The organism is Sedimentitalea nanhaiensis DSM 24252 (assembly GCF_000473225.1).
GTDB lineage: Bacteria > Pseudomonadota > Alphaproteobacteria > Rhodobacterales > Rhodobacteraceae > Sedimentitalea > Sedimentitalea nanhaiensis.
This window is the reverse complement of the sequence record NZ_KI421509.1, coordinates 4,281,256-4,299,433: the sequence shown is the minus strand read 5'-3', so window position 1 is coordinate 4,299,433 and position 18,178 is coordinate 4,281,256. Positions and strand designations below refer to the sequence as shown.

16 protein-coding genes and 1 pseudogene are annotated in these 18,178 nt (G+C 62.7%); 9 read left to right on the top strand and 8 right to left on the bottom strand.

The window, feature by feature from the left end; genetic code table 11:
• Positions 1-22: 22 nt before the first annotated feature.
• The 7 genes from NANH_RS0123220 to NANH_RS0123190 all read right to left on the bottom strand — a co-directional run bounded on the left by NANH_RS0123220 (position 23) and on the right by NANH_RS0123190 (position 7,267).
• Positions 23-1,354: a TRAP transporter large permease gene (locus NANH_RS0123220; protein ID WP_027264177.1), complete on the bottom strand. Its 1,332-nt coding sequence runs from the start codon at positions 1,352-1,354 to the stop codon at positions 23-25.
• Complete coding sequence (locus NANH_RS27095; RefSeq protein WP_074920584.1) at positions 1,351-1,902, bottom strand: TRAP transporter small permease subunit; 552 nt, start codon at positions 1,900-1,902, stop codon at positions 1,351-1,353. The genes NANH_RS0123220 and NANH_RS27095 overlap by 4 nt, the downstream gene beginning before the upstream one ends.
• A gap of 41 nt (positions 1,903-1,943) precedes the next feature.
• Positions 1,944-3,017 carry a C4-dicarboxylate TRAP transporter substrate-binding protein gene (locus NANH_RS0123210; protein ID WP_027264176.1) on the bottom strand — a complete coding sequence of 358 codons (1,074 nt, stop codon included), beginning with the start codon at positions 3,015-3,017 and terminating at the stop codon, positions 1,944-1,946.
• A gap of 68 nt (positions 3,018-3,085) precedes the next feature.
• On the bottom strand, positions 3,086-3,547 hold the full coding sequence (locus NANH_RS0123205; RefSeq protein ID WP_027264175.1) for a CoxG family protein: 462 nt from the start codon (positions 3,545-3,547) through the stop codon (positions 3,086-3,088).
• Positions 3,544-5,910, bottom strand: a complete 2,367-nt coding sequence (locus NANH_RS0123200) for a xanthine dehydrogenase family protein molybdopterin-binding subunit (RefSeq protein WP_027264174.1) — start codon at positions 5,908-5,910, stop codon at positions 3,544-3,546. Before NANH_RS0123200 ends, NANH_RS0123205 begins: the two co-directional genes overlap by 4 nt.
• Positions 5,907-6,410, bottom strand: a complete 504-nt coding sequence (locus tag NANH_RS27090) for a (2Fe-2S)-binding protein (RefSeq protein ID WP_036050269.1) — start codon at positions 6,408-6,410, stop codon at positions 5,907-5,909. The genes NANH_RS0123200 and NANH_RS27090 overlap by 4 nt, the downstream gene beginning before the upstream one ends.
• On the bottom strand, positions 6,407-7,267 hold the full coding sequence (locus NANH_RS0123190) for an FAD binding domain-containing protein (RefSeq protein ID WP_027264173.1): 861 nt from the start codon (positions 7,265-7,267) through the stop codon (positions 6,407-6,409). The genes NANH_RS27090 and NANH_RS0123190 overlap by 4 nt, the downstream gene beginning before the upstream one ends.
• Positions 7,268-7,417: 150 nt before the next feature.
• Here NANH_RS0123190 and NANH_RS27085 point away from each other — a divergent pair, with 150 nt between their 5' ends.
• Both NANH_RS27085 and NANH_RS29875 read left to right on the top strand, forming a co-directional pair.
• The gene (locus tag NANH_RS27085; RefSeq protein WP_211237112.1) at positions 7,418-8,095 is read left to right on the top strand and encodes a TetR/AcrR family transcriptional regulator; all 678 of its coding nucleotides are present in this window, start codon (positions 7,418-7,420) and stop codon (positions 8,093-8,095) included.
• Between the two features lie 141 nt (positions 8,096-8,236).
• A pseudogene (locus tag NANH_RS29875) lies at positions 8,237-8,982 on the top strand (IS6 family transposase).
• Positions 8,983-9,043: 61 nt separating this feature from the next.
• Here NANH_RS29875 and NANH_RS27075 read toward each other — a convergent pair.
• Positions 9,044-9,757 (bottom strand): FadR/GntR family transcriptional regulator, encoded by a 714-nt coding sequence (locus NANH_RS27075; protein WP_051372578.1) that lies wholly within the window; start codon positions 9,755-9,757, stop codon positions 9,044-9,046.
• 201 nt (positions 9,758-9,958) lie between these two features.
• Between NANH_RS27075 and NANH_RS0123160 the strand changes: the two genes are divergently transcribed.
• The 7 genes from NANH_RS0123160 (at position 9,959) to NANH_RS0123130 (ending at position 18,166) form a co-directional block, all read left to right on the top strand.
• The gene (locus NANH_RS0123160; RefSeq protein ID WP_211237111.1) at positions 9,959-11,566 is read left to right on the top strand and encodes a GMC family oxidoreductase; all 1,608 of its coding nucleotides are present in this window, start codon (positions 9,959-9,961) and stop codon (positions 11,564-11,566) included.
• A 276-nt stretch (positions 11,567-11,842) separates the two neighbouring features.
• Positions 11,843-12,997, top strand: coding sequence for a cupin domain-containing protein (locus tag NANH_RS0123155; protein ID WP_027264170.1), 1,155 nt, complete (start codon positions 11,843-11,845; stop codon positions 12,995-12,997).
• Between the two features lie 15 nt (positions 12,998-13,012).
• Positions 13,013-14,167, top strand: coding sequence for an LVIVD repeat-containing protein (locus tag NANH_RS0123150; RefSeq protein WP_211237110.1), 1,155 nt, complete (start codon positions 13,013-13,015; stop codon positions 14,165-14,167).
• Positions 14,168-14,192: 25 nt separating this feature from the next.
• Positions 14,193-14,579, top strand: a complete 387-nt coding sequence (locus tag NANH_RS0123145; RefSeq protein ID WP_027264168.1) for a RidA family protein — start codon at positions 14,193-14,195, stop codon at positions 14,577-14,579.
• An 80-nt stretch (positions 14,580-14,659) separates the two neighbouring features.
• A complete protein-coding gene (locus NANH_RS0123140; protein WP_027264167.1) occupies positions 14,660-15,601 on the top strand; it encodes a TAXI family TRAP transporter solute-binding subunit in 942 nt (313 codons plus the stop codon).
• Positions 15,602-15,620: 19 nt separating this feature from the next.
• Positions 15,621-17,567, top strand: coding sequence for a TRAP transporter permease (locus tag NANH_RS27070; RefSeq protein WP_161631386.1), 1,947 nt, complete (start codon positions 15,621-15,623; stop codon positions 17,565-17,567).
• Entirely contained in the window at positions 17,564-18,166 is a 603-nt protein-coding gene (locus NANH_RS0123130) for a glutathione S-transferase family protein (RefSeq protein ID WP_027264166.1), read from the top strand. Before NANH_RS27070 ends, NANH_RS0123130 begins: the two co-directional genes overlap by 4 nt.
• Positions 18,167-18,178: the final 12 nt, after the last annotated feature.

Genomic DNA, 18,178 nt, shown 5'->3' with positions numbered 1-18,178 from the left:
CGGTTGACGTGACAACTTGTCCTCAGCCGATGATCAGTTGCGGAAAGGCGGCGATCAGGACCAGCACGGCCAGCATGACCGTGACATACGGCAGGGCACCTGCGAAAATCGACTCCAAGCTCACGTTGCGGTCGCCGAGCGTCGCATGCACGGTAAAGATCGATATCCCGAAGGGGGGTGTGAGCAACCCGACCTCGACGGCAATCACGGTGATGATGCCGAACTGGATCAGATCGTAGCCGAGCCCCTGCGCGATCGGCGCGGCGATGGGCACCACGATCAGAAGAATCGAACTGCTGTCGAGGATCATCCCCAGAAGCAGCACCAGCAGGACATAGACCACAAGAAACCCGACCGGACCGAAGCCGCTGCCGGTGACAAACGCCCCGATGGCCGAGGGGATGCCGGCGACCGCCAGCATCTGGCTGTAGAACCCCGCAGCGACCAGCAGCGCCAGAATGCCGACCGAGATCGTGCCGGTTTCCTGCAGCACCGCCCAGCACCGCCGCAGGTCGAGGCTGCGCCGCAGAAGCGCGATCACCAGGGCGGCAAACGCGCCGACGCCGCCGGCCTCGGTGGGGGTGAAGACGCCGCTGTAGAGCCCGCCCAGCACGAAGGTAACCAGCACCACGATGGGCGCGATCTTGCGCAGGATCTCCGGCAGCGCCATCTGCGGGTAGCTTTCCCGGTCCTGTTGCTGGGCCTGCGCGCCCGGGACCTCCGGCTTGGCAAAGACCAGCCCCGGCGCGAATTTCGCTGCGATCAGGATCCACAGCACGAAGCCGCCGGCCAGCAGCGCCCCAGGTACGAGGCCGGCGATGAACATCCGTCCGATCGATTGCTCGGCGAGGACACCATAGATGATCAGCAGCAGGCTCGGCGGGATCAGCATGCCCAGCACCGAGCTGCCGGCGACCGTCCCGGCGGAAAAGGACGGGGCATAGCCGTGGCGGGTCATTTCGGGCACCGCGACCTTGGTAAACACCGCCGCCGAGGCGATCGAGACCCCGGTGACTGCGGCAAAGACGGTGTTCGCGGCCACTGTCGCCACGCCGAGCCCGCCGAGCAGACGCCGCAGCCCGGCCTCGGCCACATCGAAGGTATCTTTGCCGACGTTCGAGATACTGACCAGATGCCCCATCAGCACGAACAGGGGAATGGTGGCAAAGAGATAGCTGGCCACGCCGTTGTAGGCGGCGATCGACATCAGCCGCATCGACAGGTCGAAATTGTCGCGTATGATCCAGACCCCGGCGAAGGCCACGACCATCAGCGCGATGGCGATGCGCATCCCCAGCAGCACCAGCGCAAAGAGCACGCCGACAAGGATCAGCCCGATGGTGATGTTGCTCATGACAGGCGCCTCCCGGGCGTGCGAAGTTTCATGGCGCATTGCGCGGCCACGACGGTGAAGGCAAGGCTGGTGGCGGCGGCGCCGATCACCACCAGCAGGTGAAAGGGCACCGTCGGCAGCGTCCAGACACCGCGCACCCCGAAGAAATCTGAACTGACCCAGGCATCACGGGTGTCAGGCCAGGCGGCGATTGCCACCAGCGCAAAGATCCCCGCCCCGGCAAGCGCGAACAGGGTGTCGAGCAGATGCACGGCGCGCGGTGACAGCCGCTCGATCCCGCGCAACAGGAAATCCGATCGGATCAGCGTGCCGTTCAGCGCCGCCGGGGGCAATAGCAGAAAGACGATGGCCCCGACCGAGCGGGCTGATATTTCGGCCACGCCGATGATCGGCGTGGCAAGGAGGTTGCGGCTGATCACGTCAGCGACGATCAGCATCATGATCGCGAAGATCCACAAGGCACCGACCGCCGCCATGGCGTTCAGGGCCAGGGCCAGCCCGCGCAGCAGCGCAGGCTGGCCGGGGGCGGATGATGTGGCGCGTTGCATGGGGCCTCCCTTGTGTTGCTCGTCCGGGCGTGACACCGGGCTTAGAGTCCGGCGGTCCAATCGCGCGCCGGGGCGATGCCACGGGCCTGGAGTTCGGCGAAATAGGCCTTGAGCACTGCGGTCGCCGGTGCGCCATTGGCATCGAGCCAGGGTTTTGCGACATTGGGCAGCGTGGCCGCCCAGCGTTCGCGTTCGGCGCTGGCCATCTCGGTCACCTGCAGCCCGGCGGCTTTCATCTCGGTCATCGCCTCGGTCGCGCGCTTGGTGATATACGCCCCATGGGCGCGCGAGGTGATCCGCCCGGCCTCTTTCAGGGCCGCCTGCACCGGCGCGGGCGCGCGGTCGAAGAAACGCTTGTTCACTGCGATCCCGCCGAAATACATCGATCCGAAGCCCACGCGCGACAGATGCGGTGCGACCTCGTAGACCCGGGTCGGCTGGATGCCGCTGGCAAATGACAGCGTGCCCTCGGACACACCGGTCTGGATATCGGTGTAATAGGTGGTCAGCGCGCCGTCGACCGGCGAGCAGCCGGTGCCAGCCAGCCAGTTTGCCGAGGTGCCCGGCGCGTTCAGGCGGCGGTTGGCGATGTCATCGACTGAAGAGATCGGAAAGGTGGCATAGACGTCGTAGCTGTCGGTCACCAGCGAGGACAGATGCACCATGTTCTGATCGGTCCAGCCGGCGCGCAGCTCGGGCAGCTCTTCGGTCAGCTTGTCGAAGATGTCGATGGTGACAGTGTGGTCGGCGTTGGCGAAGGGAGTGAAGTAGGTCACGTTCTGCAGCGGCATGGCCGAGCCTTCCCAGACCGTGCCCACCATGCCGACGTCGACGATGCCGTCGCGCACTGCGGCGCGCGTGTCCTTGAACTTGTAGAGCGTGCCGCCGTAATTCTCGTTCCAGCTCACGGTATAGTCGCCGCCGGCGTCAGCCAGCAGCTTGTCCAGCGCCGGTTGCAGCGCGTTCTGCATGGCGTAGACCCAGATGTTGTTGGTCGGGTGGCTCGATCCGATCTGGATCGAGATGGTGTCAGCCGCGATGCTGCGGGTGTTCAGGAACGGCACGGCAAGCGCCGCCGAAGTGGTGGCCAGAAAGGCTCTGCGTGTTGTGGTCATTGGTATCCTCCTCCCAGAGATGTGTCTTGTTTTGCGCACTGTTCCGCGGCGCGCGCCGCGGAAACGGTTCATGCCGGTCCGACCGCCTCTGGCGCCGCCAGAATCTCGGACAGGTTGGTGAAAAAGGCGCCGGTCAGCTTTTGCGCCGTGGATTTGATCAGCCGGCTGCCGAGCGAGGCGAGCTTGCCGCCCACCGCGACATCCGCGTCATAGCGCAGCCGCACGCCCGTGCCTTCGGGTGTCAGAGTGACCTGCGCCGCGCCCTTGGCAAACCCGGCGATCCCGCCCGCGCCCTTGCCCGACAGGATGCAGGATTGCCCCGGCACGATGTCGCTGAGCACCACGTCGCCCTTGAAGCGCGCCGAGACCGGGCCGACCTTCAGCTTTACCACGGCGGCGAATTCGGTGTCACTGATCTGATCGAGGCTTTCGCAGCCCGGAATGGCTGCGGCCAGCACTTCGCGATCAAAGAGCGCGGCCCAGACGGTCATCGGGTCGGCGTTCAGAAACTGCTCTCCTTCGAGCTTCATGGGGCGGTCCTTTCCTGTCGGGCTGCATCCAGCGCATCGAGGATACGCAGCGGGGTCATCGGGGTCTGGGTGAGACAGGCGCCGAAGGGGCGCAAAGCGTCGTTCACCGCGTTCATCGCGGCGGCACCGGCGGCGGCGGTGCCGGCTTCGCCGACGCCCTTGGCGCCGAGGATGGTGTCCTGTGTCGGCGTCTCGATATGGGCGATCTTGATATCGGGCATCTCCACCGCCATCGGCACGAGGTAATCGGCCAGCGAGCCATTGGTCAGCTGCCCGTCCGCGTCATACTGGCATTCTTCGAAGAAGGCGGGGCCGAGCCCCTGTACCACGCCGCCGCGGATCTGTTCGTCAACCAGCAGCGGGTTGATGATGCGGCCGCAGTCCTCGACCACCCAGTGCTTCAAGAGCGTCACGAGGCCGGTTTCCACATCCACCTCGACGAGGCTGCCCTGAATGCCGTTGGTGAAATCGAACGGATAGCCCCCGGGCGCGAAGTGATGCGCGACGGTCAGGGAATGGTCGATCCCGTCGGGCAGCGTGTCGGGGCGGTAGGTGGCGATCCGCCCGATCTCTTCCAGCGCTATGCGCGGCGCGCCGGTGGCGGCATCGACCACCGCGCCCCCGGCCAGACGTAATGTCGCGGGATCGGTCTGCACCAAGGCACCGGCCAGCGTCAGAATACGGTCGCGCAGCTGCCGCCCGGCGCGCAGCGCGGTCTCGCCGCCAATGCCGGCACCGCGGCAGGCCCAGGTGGCACCGCCGCTGGGCGTGGTCGCGGTATCGCCGGTGGTGACGCTCACCCGTTCGGGGACAACCCCCAGCTGGTCGGCCACGACCTGTGCAATGATCGTCTCGGTGCCCTGTCCCTGTTCGGTGACGGAGATCGCGCAGTGGATGTCGCCCGAGGGCAGCATCCGCACCACTGCCCCGTCCTGGGCCGAGATTCGCGCCCCGCCGACGCCATAGAAGGTCGCGCCGGGGTTGGTGATCTCGACAAAAGAGGCAATGCCGAAGCCGCGATAGATGCCGCGCGCGCGCAGCGCCGCCTGTTCGGCGCGCAGGGCGCCGGGGTCCATCATCCCGCGCAGGCGGGCAAGACAGGCCTGATGCGACAATTTCTCGAACTGGTAACCGGTCGCCGAGACATGCGGATAGGCGTCGTCGGCGATGAGGTTGCGGGCGCGGATCTCGAACGAGTCGCAGCCGGTGGCTTCTGCCGCGCGCTCGACCAGCGCCTCGGTGACGGCACAGGCGATGGGGTGGCCCACTGCGCGGTATTGGCTGGTCTGTACCTTGTTCTGAAAGGCGACCGAGAGCTTTCCGCGATAGTCGGCCATCCGGTAGGGCGCGCCCATCAGGCGGATCACCTGGTTGCCTTCGGCGGCGCTGGTGCGCGGATAGGCCGAGACCGCGCCGATCCGGGTCAGGTCGTCGATTTCCATGGCGAGGATCGTGCCATCCGCTGCCACCGCCATCCGGCCGTACACGTCATGGTCGCGCGCGTGGATGTCGGAGACGAAGCTTTCCAGCCGGTCCGCCACATAGCGCACCGGGCGCCCGAGGATCAGGCTGGCCGCGACGGCGCCCATCTCTTCGTTATAGACATGCAGCTTCATCCCGAAGGAGCCGCCCACATCCGGGGCGATGACCCGGACCTTGCCTTCGGGCAGCCCGAAGTGCCGCGCGTAGACATCCTGAAACTGATAGGGGGTCTGGGTGCCTTGATGCACCGTCAGCGCCCCGCTGGAGGGATCGTAATCGGCCACCACCGCGCGCGGCTCGAGCGTCACTGCGGTATGCCGCCCGAAGGTGAAACCCGCCTCGACCACATGCGCCGCACCGGCAAAGGCCCGGTCCACGTCCGGCGTCTGGAGCAGCGCCTCGTAGCACAGGTTGCTGTCGGCGGCATCGTTGGCCCGCGCGGCACCCGGCTGCAGCACCGGGACGCCGCCGGTCACCGGCTCTGCGTCCTCGATATCCACCAGTACTCGGTCGGCGGCATCCTCGGCCTCGGCGCGGCTGCGCGCGAGGATCATCGCGACCGGATGGCCGGTCCAGAGCACCGACTCCTCGGCGAGGATGTTCATCGGCGGACTCTGCATGCCCGCGAAGTGATCCAACGTGCCGACCCAGGGCTGGCAGCGCGGGTTCAGATCCGCAGCGGTGAAGATGCGGACGACGCCGGGGCAAAGCGAAGCCGCCTCGATGTCGATCCCGAGGATCCGCCCCTTGGCCATCGGGCTGCGCACGAAGACCGCGTGCAGCATTCGCGGCAGCGCAAGATCGCTGACAAAGCGCCCGCGCCCGGCCAGATGGCGGCGGGCGTTTTCGCGGCGCTGGGGCTGGCCGATATGCAGGGTCATTCCGCCGCCTCCGTGTTGGCCGGCGCGGCGGTCACGGCCCGCGCCCGGCCGGTGGCGGCGATGGCATCGACGATCGCCTCGTAGCCGGTGCAGCGGCAGTAGTTGCCCGAGAGCGCATCGCGGATCTCGTCGCGCGAGGGCGCCGCGTTGCGCGCCAGCAGCGCCTGCGCGCTCATCAGCATGCCGCTGGTGCAATAGCCGCATTGCAGCGCGTTGCGGTCGTGGAAGCTCTCTTGCAGGTCGGCGACCGCCCCGGTTTCGGTCAGGCCCTCGATGGTCTCGATCCTGCCGCCCTCGGCCTGTACCGCCAGCACGAGGCAGGCATGCACCGGCGCCCCGTCAAGCAGCACCAGACAGGCACCGCAGGCCCCCATCTCGCAGCCCAGATGGGTGCCGGTGAGGCCCAGATCGTCGCGCAGGAAATCCGCAAGGCTGCTGCGCGGCGTCACGGCCTCTTGCACCGGGGCGCCGTTGACGATGGTGTTTACGAGGACCTTCATGGCCGGGTCTCCATCCGGTTCAGCACGCGCCCCAGAAGGACGCGCGCAAGTTGCAGGCGGCGGGGCGCGGGAAAGCCCGGATCATCCGGCGGATCGAGGTCTTCGGCCAGGCTGGCTTGGGCGCGCGCAAGGCTCTCGGGCGACAGCGGCGCACCGATCAGCGCCGCCTGCGCCGCCGTGGCCCGCACCGGGGTGAACCCCACCGAGAAAAGCGCGATCGAGGCATCGACGACCACGCCCTCCTCTAGATCGGCCTGTGCCGCGACGCCGACCATGGCGTAATCGCCCCGGCGCCGCGCGATTTCGTCAAAGGCAAACACCCGGTCGGCCGGCGGCAGGGGGACGTGAACCGCGGCCAGGATCTCGCCGGGGGCGAGGGCGGTCTCATAGAGATCGAGAAAGAAATCGTCGGCGGGGACATGTCTGCGGCCTTCGGGGCCCATGATCTCGATCTTGGCGCGCAGGGCCAGCACCGCCGCGGGAAACTCCGAAGCTGGGTCGGCCAGCGCCAGATTGCCACCGAGGGTGCCACGGTTGCGGATCGCAGGATGTGCCACATGCGGCGCGGCCAGCGCGAGCAGCGGTGCGTGGCGTGCGACAAGCGGGTTGTCCATCACCTCGGCATGGCGGGTCATCGCGCCGATGCGCAGCACCTCGCCCTGCACCGCGATACCGTGAAGATCGGCTATCCCGGAGATGTCGATCAGCCGGGACGGTGCCTGAAGACGCAGCGCCATCGACGGCACCACACTGTGTCCACCCGACAGGTATACCGCATCGCCTTCCACCTCGGAATGGAGTTGCCAGGCCTCTTCCGGGCTGCGTGCGCGCAGGTATTCGAACGCTGGTAGTTTCACTTTCCCCCCTCCCCGGTCGAAAGCTTTCCGGTCAAAGTGACCAATTGGTTACTTGTCTAAACCACCGCGCCGGACACAGGTCAAGAAAAAAATGATCACTTGGTTACTTTTGCGAACTCCGCTATCCTGCCGCACAAAAAGAGGCATCGCATGACGTCAGACCCAAAGACCGAAGGCGCGCGCCCGCGCCGCAAGAACATGCGCGCCGAAGAGCGCGAAAAGCTGATCGTGGAGGAAGCCGTACGGTTCTTTGCGGAAATGGGATTCGAGGGCCAGACGCGCGAGCTTGCCAAGCGGATGGGGGTGTCACATGCGGTGATCTATCGCCACTTCGACAGCAAGGATGCGCTGATCGAGCGGGTCTACGATCATGTCTACCTGAAGCGCTGGAACCCGGAGTGGGAACAGCTGATCCTTGATCGCGACCGTCCGCTGTCAGAGCGCATGACGCAGTTCTATGTCGCCTATGCCGAACGGGTCTTCGAGTATGACTGGGTCCGAATCTTTGTGTCTTCGGGGCTGAAATCCTACGGGCTGACCGAACGCTATCTCGACGTCATCCGCTCAAAGATCATCGAGCCGGCGGCTCTGGAGCTGCGCGCGTCCCGCGGTACCCCCGAAACCCCGGATATCTCAGGTGGGCCCGCCCCCGAAGAGATCGAGCTTTTCTGGGGGCTGCACGGTGCGGTGTTCTACATCGCCATCCGGAAATTCGTCTACAACATTCCGCTGGAGATCGACGTGGAAGCCACGGTGCGGGCCACGGTGGCGAATTTCTTCGAAGGCGCGCTGCGCGGCGCCCGCCAGAGCGACACGCCGGCGTCCTGACCCGGGGAGACGTCCTTTGGAAAAAACGCACCGTCGCCGGGAGTTTCCGGATTTCGCAGAAGGTCCTGCATCGGGGACTGCTGCGTCGGTCAACCGGAAACCATGATACTGGCCATGCTTGAAAATTTAATGGAGGTCTGGATGCGCCGGAATCCGCCCAAAGGCCATCGGTCTCCATGCGGCGCGATTCTTCTCGCGGTCCAATACTATCGCAGGTTGCCGTTGTCCTATCCGGATATGTCCGATCTATTGGCGCAGCGGGAGGCGAAAGCGGCCGGGCTCAGATTGTACCGGACGTACAACCAGACCGCATGAGCGATGATTTGGGGCGGGAAACGCGGGCGCGATTGCCGAAGAGGCCCGCCGCCGGAAAGCCCCCACCGGCCGATCCTGGCGAACGGATGAGACCTATGTCAAAGTCAAAGGCAAGCGGACCTATTTGTACCCGGCAATCGACAAGCGGGGAAACACCCTTGATTTCATGCTGTCGGAGCGTCGCGACGAAGCCGCAGCCACCGCGTTTTTCGCGAAAGCCATCGGTAAAAACGGCTGGCCAGACAAAGTTGTTATCGACAAGAGCGGATCGAAGACGGTGGGTCTGTTCAATATGAACGGCCTGCTCGTGATGTACGGTTGGTGTTGGTCGATCGCCGTCAGGCGCACGAAATATCTCAACCGCGGCACGGCAGGGTAACCCTGTTTGCCCGAGAGTGAACATCATTGAACAGGACCACCGGTTCATCGAGAAACTTACCGGGCCGATCCAGACCTTCAAATCGCTGAATTCAGCTTCGGCTACTCTTGCCGGGATCGAAGTCGCGCATATGATCCGGAAAGGTCAGTTCGACCAGTCTGGCTTCGCGCCGTTCGCAGCACTCGATGGATAGGTGTGTCCGCTAGTCGAGCGACCTTCACCGCAACGGAAACTTTGCGACAATATCTTCTATCCTATTGCCGTGTCATTTCAGCGGGGTCGGCGGCGGTAAATGTTTGCATCCGGTTCTCGATCACCCGACGCACGTTGACGAGGTGGGCCCGCATCAGTGCCTCGGCGCGATCCGGGTCGCGATCTGCCACTGCCTGCCCGATCTGCTGGTGTTCCTTGTCCCGTTCAGCACGCCGCTTGGGGCAGGGCGGGCCGGTCCGGGCCAGTCGAACGCGGCTGTCGGTGCCAACCTGCCGCAACAGGTCATAAAGTTCCTGCGCCAGCGGATTTCGCGAAGCGCCGGCAAGTTCGCGGTGAAAGGCAAGGTCTGCCGCGCCATAATCTTCGCCCTTGCGACTTTCGGCATGGCGCTGAATGCGCTTGATCTCATTGCCTGATGCGCGGATCGCGGCGAGACGGGCGAATTGCGGCTCCAGGATCATGCGCAATTCAATAACGTCGGTCGGATTCGCAACACTGACCAGATCGTCGATATGGCTATTGTCCCTGCGGTGCGATTTGCGACCGACTTGGGCTGGGGGCAAATCGCCTTTGGCACGCAATTCGGCCAGCACGCGTCGCAATCGCGACCGGGGCACGTTAAGATCGCTTGAAAGTTGACGCTCGGACGGCAAGTCCTGATCGGGACCGCCCATCTCGAGCAGCAGTTCCTTGAGCGCGTCAGGCGACAGATTTCCAGCGTCTGTGCCGTCGGGGTTTGTTGCGTCTTGGGGCAATCGACCACCTTAGTTGTTATTTCGCGTGGTGCTGCGGAATGCTTCATTTGCAGCAGCCTACTCTTCTATTTGTAGCGATTGCCAGACCAAATATCAAGACCATTGACACAAATGGTCTTATAGTGGTTCGTTCGGGCAGGTTCGAATTTTGGTCCCCGCATGCGACGGGATTCTGTGCCGAAAATGACGGGAGCGTGGGTTTTGGAATATGACTACATCATCGTCGGGGCGGGGTCTGCGGGCTGTGTTCTGGCCAATCGGTTGAGTTCTGACGGGAGTAACCGTGTTTTGGTGCTCGAAGCGGGAGGATGGGATCGCGATCCGCTGATCCACATTCCGCTGGGCTGGGGCATGATCTTCAAAGAGCGTCGTCACGACTGGGGCTATTTCTGCGAACCCGAAGATGCCGTGGATGGTCGTGCCGTAGAGTGCGCGCGCGGCAGGGTGGTAGGGGGGTGTTCCTCGACAAATGCGATGGCTTATGTGCGGGGTAATCGCGGCGATTTTGCCCGATGGGCGGCGGCTCCCGGCATGGGAGCATGGGGGGCGAATTCGGTGCTGCCATACTTCAAGCGTCAGGAAAGCTGGTCCGGTGGTGCGGATGCGTGGCGCGGTGGCGTGGGGCCATTGGGAACCCAATTCTGCGCTTACGACGACCCGTTGGTCGATGCCTTTGGCGAGGTGGGGCGCAACGCGCATGGCTGGACCGATGACTACAATGGTGAGCGTCAGGAGGGGTTTGCTAGGTTGCAGATGTCGATCAATCGCGGTCGGCGGGCCAGCGCCGCCAACGCATACCTTCGCCCGGCGCTCAAGCGGCCGAACTTGACAGTGATGACCGGGGCGCTGGCCGAACGGATCGAAATGCAAGGCGGACGGGCGACTGGCGTGCGGTATCGCAAGGGTAACAAGGTGGCCACTGTGCGGGCCGCCAAGGAAGTGATCCTGACCGCCGGTGTCATCAACACCCCGCAATTATTGATGATCTCAGGTATTGGAGATCCCGAAGAATTGACCCCGCACGGTATCGAGACAGCCGTTCCATTGCGAGGAGTCGGGCGCAATCTGCAAGACCACGTGTCAATCATTCTGATGTATGACCGCAAGGAACCGGGTCCGTTCCATTCGATGATGCGCTATGATCGGATCGTTCCTGACCTGGTGCGGACCTATATGACGGGGAATGGATTTTCGGGAGATGTTCCCGGCGGAATCACTGCTTTCCTGCGCAGTTCGCTGGCGATCGATGTCCCGGACATACAAATCCTGTTTACGGCGGCCCCGCTGGCGGCCTGGCCCTACATGAAGCCCTTCAAGCAGCCGTTTCAGGATGGCTTTGCAACCCGGCTGGTCCTGACCCGGCCCGAGGCGCGCGGGCAGGTCACTTTGCGTTCGGATGATCCGACCGAGGCGCCCATCATCAGGCAGAACTTCCTGTCAGTGGACCATGATTGGCAGGTCGTGCGCGAGGCATTCGATATCGCACGCGATCTGGCGGCAACGCCGGCAATGGCGCCTTTTGTAAAGGCTGAATCCGCACCCGGGAAGGATTGCGTGTCTCGCGAAGCTGTGGATGCCTATATCCGCAAGACGGCAATTACGGTACATCATCCGGCGGGAACTTGTCGCATGGGCGACGAAGCCGATGAGGCCAGCGTCGTGACGCCAGATCTGTTGGTCAAGGGCGTATCGAGATTGCGCGTTGTGGACGCGTCGGTGATGCCGGACCTGCCAAACGGCAACATCAATGCAGCGGTGCTGATGATCGCGGAGAGGGCTGCGGACCTGATCCGAGGGAAAGCGACCTGACTGCGTGTCAGTTGGGGCTGCGTTTGGGTGGATCGACGTGACCATAAGTTCTTATTTGGTTCGGCGTACTCGTCTTAGAGATGTGTCGCGCCCCTTTAGTGAGCGCGAGTCTGCTCATATGTCTATAAAAATATGAAATTATTGGAGGTTTTGCTCTTCTGGCCGGGCTGTCGCATCCTTTCAAACCAATAAACCAAAAAAAAGACCAAAAAGCTTGTAATGGTAATTTTGCATGCTAACGTTATGGCAGAATCATGAAACTCAGGGAATTGATCGATGCCTTCTGATGCGACCGAAACACTTTCACTCAGCAACAAGGAAAAGGCGCTGCGCGATATGTATGACGCCATTTCGGCACGCAATATGTTTCCATTTTGGGCGACGTCGGATGATGTGACGAATGACGAGGTCCGCCAGTTGATGGCGACAACGCGGGCCATTCCTTACCACTGGAGCTATGAGAACGACATCGCGCCGCTGCTCAAGACCTCGGCCGAACTGATCAGCATGGATGACAGCGAGCGTCGTTCGCTGGTGCTGGTGAACCCCGGTCTCAATCCCAAGCGCGCAACGGTTTCGACCATGTACACGGCCTATCGTTTAAATGATCCCAACGAAATCATGCCGCCGCACAAGCACAGCCCGAGTGCGATTCGCTTTGGTCTGACCGGCAAGGGCAATTTCACAGGAGTCGAAGGCGAGGATGTCGTGTTTGGACCCGGCGACATGGTGCTGACGCCCAACGATGCCTGGCATAACCACGGCACCGTCGGTGACGAGCAAGCCGTCAACCTGTCTGTTCTGGACTTGCCGCTGGTTGAGACTCTCAACGCGATCCATTTCGATCACAAATACACCGAGATCGAGGATGGCGTAGAGGTTCAGAAAAAGGTTCAGACTGCCAAGTATCCATCGGATTATTCGGCGGCGACATACGGACAGGGTGGGTTGTTGCCGCGCTGGGTCGACAACATGCGTGGCGGCGGGTTGAGTTCGCCGATGTATGTTTACCGGTGGGAAGCGATGATGGAAATTTTCGATCGCTTCAAGGATATCGACGGTGACCCGCACGAGGCACTGATGGTCGAATACACCGACCCGACACGCGGGGGGGCCGTCTTCAAGACCATCACCTTCTTTGCCCAGATGCTGCGCCCGGGCGAAAAGACCCTGCCGCTTCGCCAGACCGCGAGCCTGTTGGTCGCGCCGTTCGAGGGGACGGGATATTCGATCATCGACGGCGAACGCTATGACTGGAAACAGTTCGATACATTGGCGGTGCCGGGTGGCGCATGGTGTGAGCATCACAACGGCTCTGACAGTCAACCTGTCTACATGTTCGTCGCCAGCGATGAGCCCACTTTGAAGAAATTGTCACTGTACAAGCGTTGGGGGCAAACTGCGGCCGGCGATGTGGTGCGGTACCTGTAAGGGCCGGGGGGAAACATGGACGGAACACGGGGTACTGAGATGGGTTTGTCGCGCAACACGAAATTGCTGTCGCATGTGGATTGCCCCGGTGGCGGTCAGGTCTGGGTCGAAGGCACTACGCTGTACATCGGGCATATGCGCAATCCCAGCGGCACGACGATTGTCGATGTCGCGGACCCGCGCGATCCCAAGGTGATCGCCCGTATCGACGTTCCCGATGGATGGCATTCACACAAGGTCCGGGTTTCGTCTGACGGACTCATGGTGGTGAACCACGAAAAGCTGGGTCCCGACGGTGATTGGGAATTCGGCGGAGGCATGGCGGTTTATGACGTGACCAAGCCGGCTGATCCCCGGATGATCGGTAAATGGACCACCGGTGGGCGTGGCGTGCACCGCTATGACTTTGACGGGCGCTATGCCTATATCTCGCCTACGGTCGAGGGATATGTCGGCAATATAGTCATGATCCTGGATCTGATCGACCCGACCAATCCGGTCGAGGTCGGGCGCTGGTGGGTGCCGGGGCAGCATCTGGCTGGCGGCGAAGAGGGCAACTGGCTGCACGGTGTTGTGCCCCGCTGCCATCACCCGATCCGGCGCGGCAACCGCCTATATGTCAGCTATTGGCACGAGGGGCTGTTCATTCTCGACATTTCGGACATGGCCAACCCCAAGTTGATATCGCGGTTCAATACCAGTGGAGCTTTTCCGCATCCGACCCACACCTGTCTGCCGATGGCGAGCCCGATCAAGGGGCGCGATATCATGGTGGTGGCCGATGAGGATGTCGCCAAACTCTATCCTTCGGCCCCGGCCTTTACGTGGATCTACGATATCACGGATGAAACGGTGCCGACTCCCATATCCACCTGGCAAGTGCCCGGGCTAGACGTGGACGGTCGGCCGCAGGAACCGATGACGGGCTGTCATCAGCCATCCGAGCGGGTGTCGGGCACGATCGTCCCGTTTGCTTGGTTCGCGCAGGGTTTGCGGTTGGTCGATATCGCCGATCCGTTCAACCCAACCGAAGTGGGGCATTTCCTGCCCAAGGCAGCCCCCGGCGCAGCGCGGCCTTCGTCGAACGATGTGACCATCGACGATCGCGGCATTGTCTACCTGATCGATCGTGTCAACGGTGTCGACATTATCGAAACCACCGTTTTCTGATTACCACCACTCACGAAAGACCAACATGACCAAGAAATCCGAAAAACACTATGCCATCGGCAAGAAGAACCCGAACCTGCCATTTCATCCGGCGGTTCGGGCCGGTGACTATATCTATGTGTCCGGGCAAGTGTCCAAGGACGCGGACGGAAACATGATCACAGGCTCGATCGAGATCGAAACCGAGGGCACGATCAAGGCCATCGAGCGCCTGATCGCTGAAGAAGGGGCAACCCTGCAGGATGTCTGCCGGGTTACGACATATCTCGAGGATATGCGCGATTTCGGACGCTACAATTCAGTTTTCAAGAAACATTTTGAAGGTGCGGTTCTGGCTCGGACAACAGTTCAGGGCAGTGCGGCCATCAACGTTCTGATTGAGATGGAGGCCATTATCTACAAGCCGCTCTGACGGCCAGCAGGCTCTCGGGACAAGGGGAAAACCCCGCCCGGACATCCAGGGATTATCTTCAACGAACAGGGAAGATCGAAATGACCATTCGTGCAAACTTTGCCGCAGCAGCGGTGTTTCTTGGCCTTGCCACGACGGCAACCGCGCAGGATCTGCGTTTTGGGGCGGGTCAGCAGGGATCACAGAATTATGGCGTCAATGCTGCCATAGCGCAGGAGTTGTCCGAACGCGCCGGGCTTGACGCCAGCGTGCAGTCCTTTGGCGGCGCGACTGCATTCTTGCCACTCCTAGGCTCCGGCGATCTGGACGTTGCGGCGGTTGTGATGCCCGATCTGGGTGATGCGGTGCGCGGCAAGGGTCCGTTCGAGGGCTTGGCGCAGGATCAACTGCGTATCGTCGCACCGCTCTTGCCCAGCCCGGTCGCCCTGATGGTTGCCAAGGACAGCGGGATTTCGTCAATTGCAGATCTCAAGGGGCGAAAGGTGGCGTGGGGATTGCCGGCACAAGCCAGCCTTCAGCCCTATGTCCTAGGGGTTCTGGCCAATGGCGGGTTGACCGGTGATGATGTCACCAAGGTACCCGTTACCAGCGTCGGTGCCGGTGTCGCGGCGCTGATTGACGGTAAGGTTGACGCGACATTGTTCGCGCTGCGGGCCGGCAAGGTGGTCGAGGCGGATGCCGCATTGGGCGGGATCGCGTGGTTGCCACTTGATGATGCCCCCGAAGCGGTGGCGCGCATGCAGGCGGTTGTACCCGAGGCCTATGTGTTTCCGGTGTCCGGGGATGCCGGTGTCGTCGGGATCGGGTCCGACACCCAGGTTTTGGCCTATGACTATGTTCTGGTCGCGCGGGCCAGGCTGGACGATGAAACCGTCGCCAAGATTGCCACAACCCTGCGTGATAACGCGGTCGAAATCGCGGCCAAGTACAAGGTCCTGTCCGCTTTGACGCCCGAAGCACTGGGGCGCATCTATGACTTGCCGCACCATCCGGCCGCCCAAGCGGTTCTGGGCAGCGATTGATCGCGGGAGCAGTTCGGAAATGACCACTCCCGCCCACCCGGCTCCGGCCAGTCCCGACGCCCTTTCACGGTCCCTGACCTGGTTGGGCGCGGCGCTGGCGGTTGGTCTGGTGGCGGTGTCGTTGGGGTGGGTTCTCGATGTACCGGGCAAGTTCGGCGTGGCCCTGTTTCAGGAACAACCTCTGGCCGTCGCCCTCGGGCTCGCGCTTGCCTTGGCGGGCATCGCGCTGTCTGTCGATGGACCCGTCTGGCGGCGGGCCACGCTTGGGTTGGTGGTCGGGCTGGGTCTGCTTGCCGCTTTAGGTGTGATCGCATGGCGGTTCCCGCAATTGCAGGTGCTGTCGATGATGCGACCCACTTGGCTGGTTCTGATCAGCTTTGCAGTCATTGGTGGTGTTCTCCTGTTTGTCTGGCGGCAGTTGGGACTGGCCATCGTGGTCATCGTTCTGGTCTTTTCCGCGCTCGCTATCTGGGGCGGGTTTCTGGGCCTGCCCACGACACAGGCGGACCGATGGGCAGTCTATATGCTGGCTGATCCGAACTCGATCCTGGGCCTGCCCCTGCGGGTAGCGGTACAGATCGTGATCCCATTTATCCTGTTTGGCGAATTGCTGCGCCTGTCCGGCGGCGGCGACTACATGACCCGTCTCAGCCTGGCGTTGTTTGGCCGCTATCGCGGGGGCAGCGCCAAAGCCGCCGTCGGTGCCTCGGCGCTGTTCGGGACGATCTCGGGCAATGCCGTGTCCAACGTCGCGGGCACGGGGATCGTGACCATACCCCTTATGAAACGCACAGGACTCCCCCCGGAGACTGCCGCCGCACTCGAGGCCGCTGCCTCGACCGGAGGGCAACTTTTGCCCCCGGTCATGGGTGCGGCGGCCTTTGTCATGGCGGACTTCCTGCAGATCCCGTATTTTGAGGTTGCGAAAGCGGCGGCGCTGCCCGCTATTCTGTATTTCACCGCTCTCTTCATGCAGGTTGACCGGATTGCCGCGCGGCGTGGCATCGCGGGGCTGCACACCGAAGACCTGCCATCGCTGGGCCGGGCCATCCGGGATGGGGCCCATTTCTTTGTGCCGTTCATCGTGATGTTTGCAGTTTTGTTCTTTAATCAAACCCGCCCTGAACTGGCCGCGCTGGCGGCAGTGCTCAGCCTTGCGGCGGTCGCCATGCTGCGCCCCTACGAAGGCCGCCGCCTGACACCGGAGCAGTTGATCGTCGCAATGATCGCCGCTGGACGTGCTGCGGCACCGCTGTTGTTGATCACGGCAGCGGCGGGGATGATTATCGGCCTTGTCAGCCTGACCGGGCTCGGCTTTTCGGTGGCCGCCGACGCTATCGCTGTCAGTGGCGGCAACAAGCTGATGCTGCTGCTTCTGGTCGCGGTCATCTCGATTGTGTTCGGTATGGGCATGCCGACGGTTGCGGTTTATGTGGTGCTCGCCACTCTGCTGGCCCCGGCCCTGACCGAAGTAGGGCTGAGCGGGCTGCAGGCACATCTGTTCATTCTCTATTTCGGCATGATGTCGATGCTGACACCCCCGGTGGCACTGGCCTCGATAACGGCGGCGCGCATTGCCCAGAGTGGCGTCTGGCGTACCTGTTTTTGTGCCGTTGGCTTGGCTTGGGTGGCCTATATCGTGCCCATTCTCTTTGCCTTTTCGCCCGCGCTGTTGTTGCAGGGACCGCTGATTGAAACGGCGCTGGCGGCAATCACCGCGCTGGTCGGAACTGCGGCAGTTGCGATCGGCTCGGCTGGGTTCCTGCGCGGATTGCTGTCATGGCCGCGGCGCGCCGGGTTCTGTTTGTCCGGTGCGGCGCTGCTGTTGCCGGCGACGCTGGGCGATTGGGCCGCGGCCTGCAACGTCATCGCGGCTCTCGTGCTGGCCGCACTGTTTTTCTACCGCTCGCGTCCGTGCGGCGATGATCCGACAAACCTGACCACAAACGAAGGAACTCAAAAATGATCAAGGTACTGGGCCGCAAGACATCCGGCAACGTGCAGAAAGTCCTGTTTCTCTTGGAAGAGGCCGGTATTGCATACGAGCGCGAGGACTATGGCCGTTTGTTCGAGAACACCAAGACGGACGAATACTTGGCGATGAACCCCACGGCCAAGGTACCGACGGTGATCGACGGCGATGCTGTGATCTGGGAGTCCAACACCATCCTGCGCTATCTCGCCGTGACGCAGGCGCCGCAGTTGACCGGAGCAACCCCTGCGGAATCGACACAAGTGGAACGTTGGATGGATTTCCTGCTGGCCGCGATCAACGCCGGCTACCTTGCGGCGTTCAAGGGGTCGAAACTGGAGGCCAGCGAACGGCCGCCGGAATTCGCAGGTCAGATCAAGGACCTGCATGCGCAGATGACCATCCTGGATAAGCACATGGCAGGCAAGGAATTCTTCGCCTTGGACAAGCTGACGCTGGCGGATATCGCGCTGGCACCGGTCGTCGGCCGTTGCCTGAATTTCCCACTGGATCGCCCGGCAATGCCGAACCTTGAAGCCTGGTTTGACCGCATCAAGTCCCGTTCGGCATTTGCCGCAGCGACGCAGGGCTGAGCTGCCGGATCG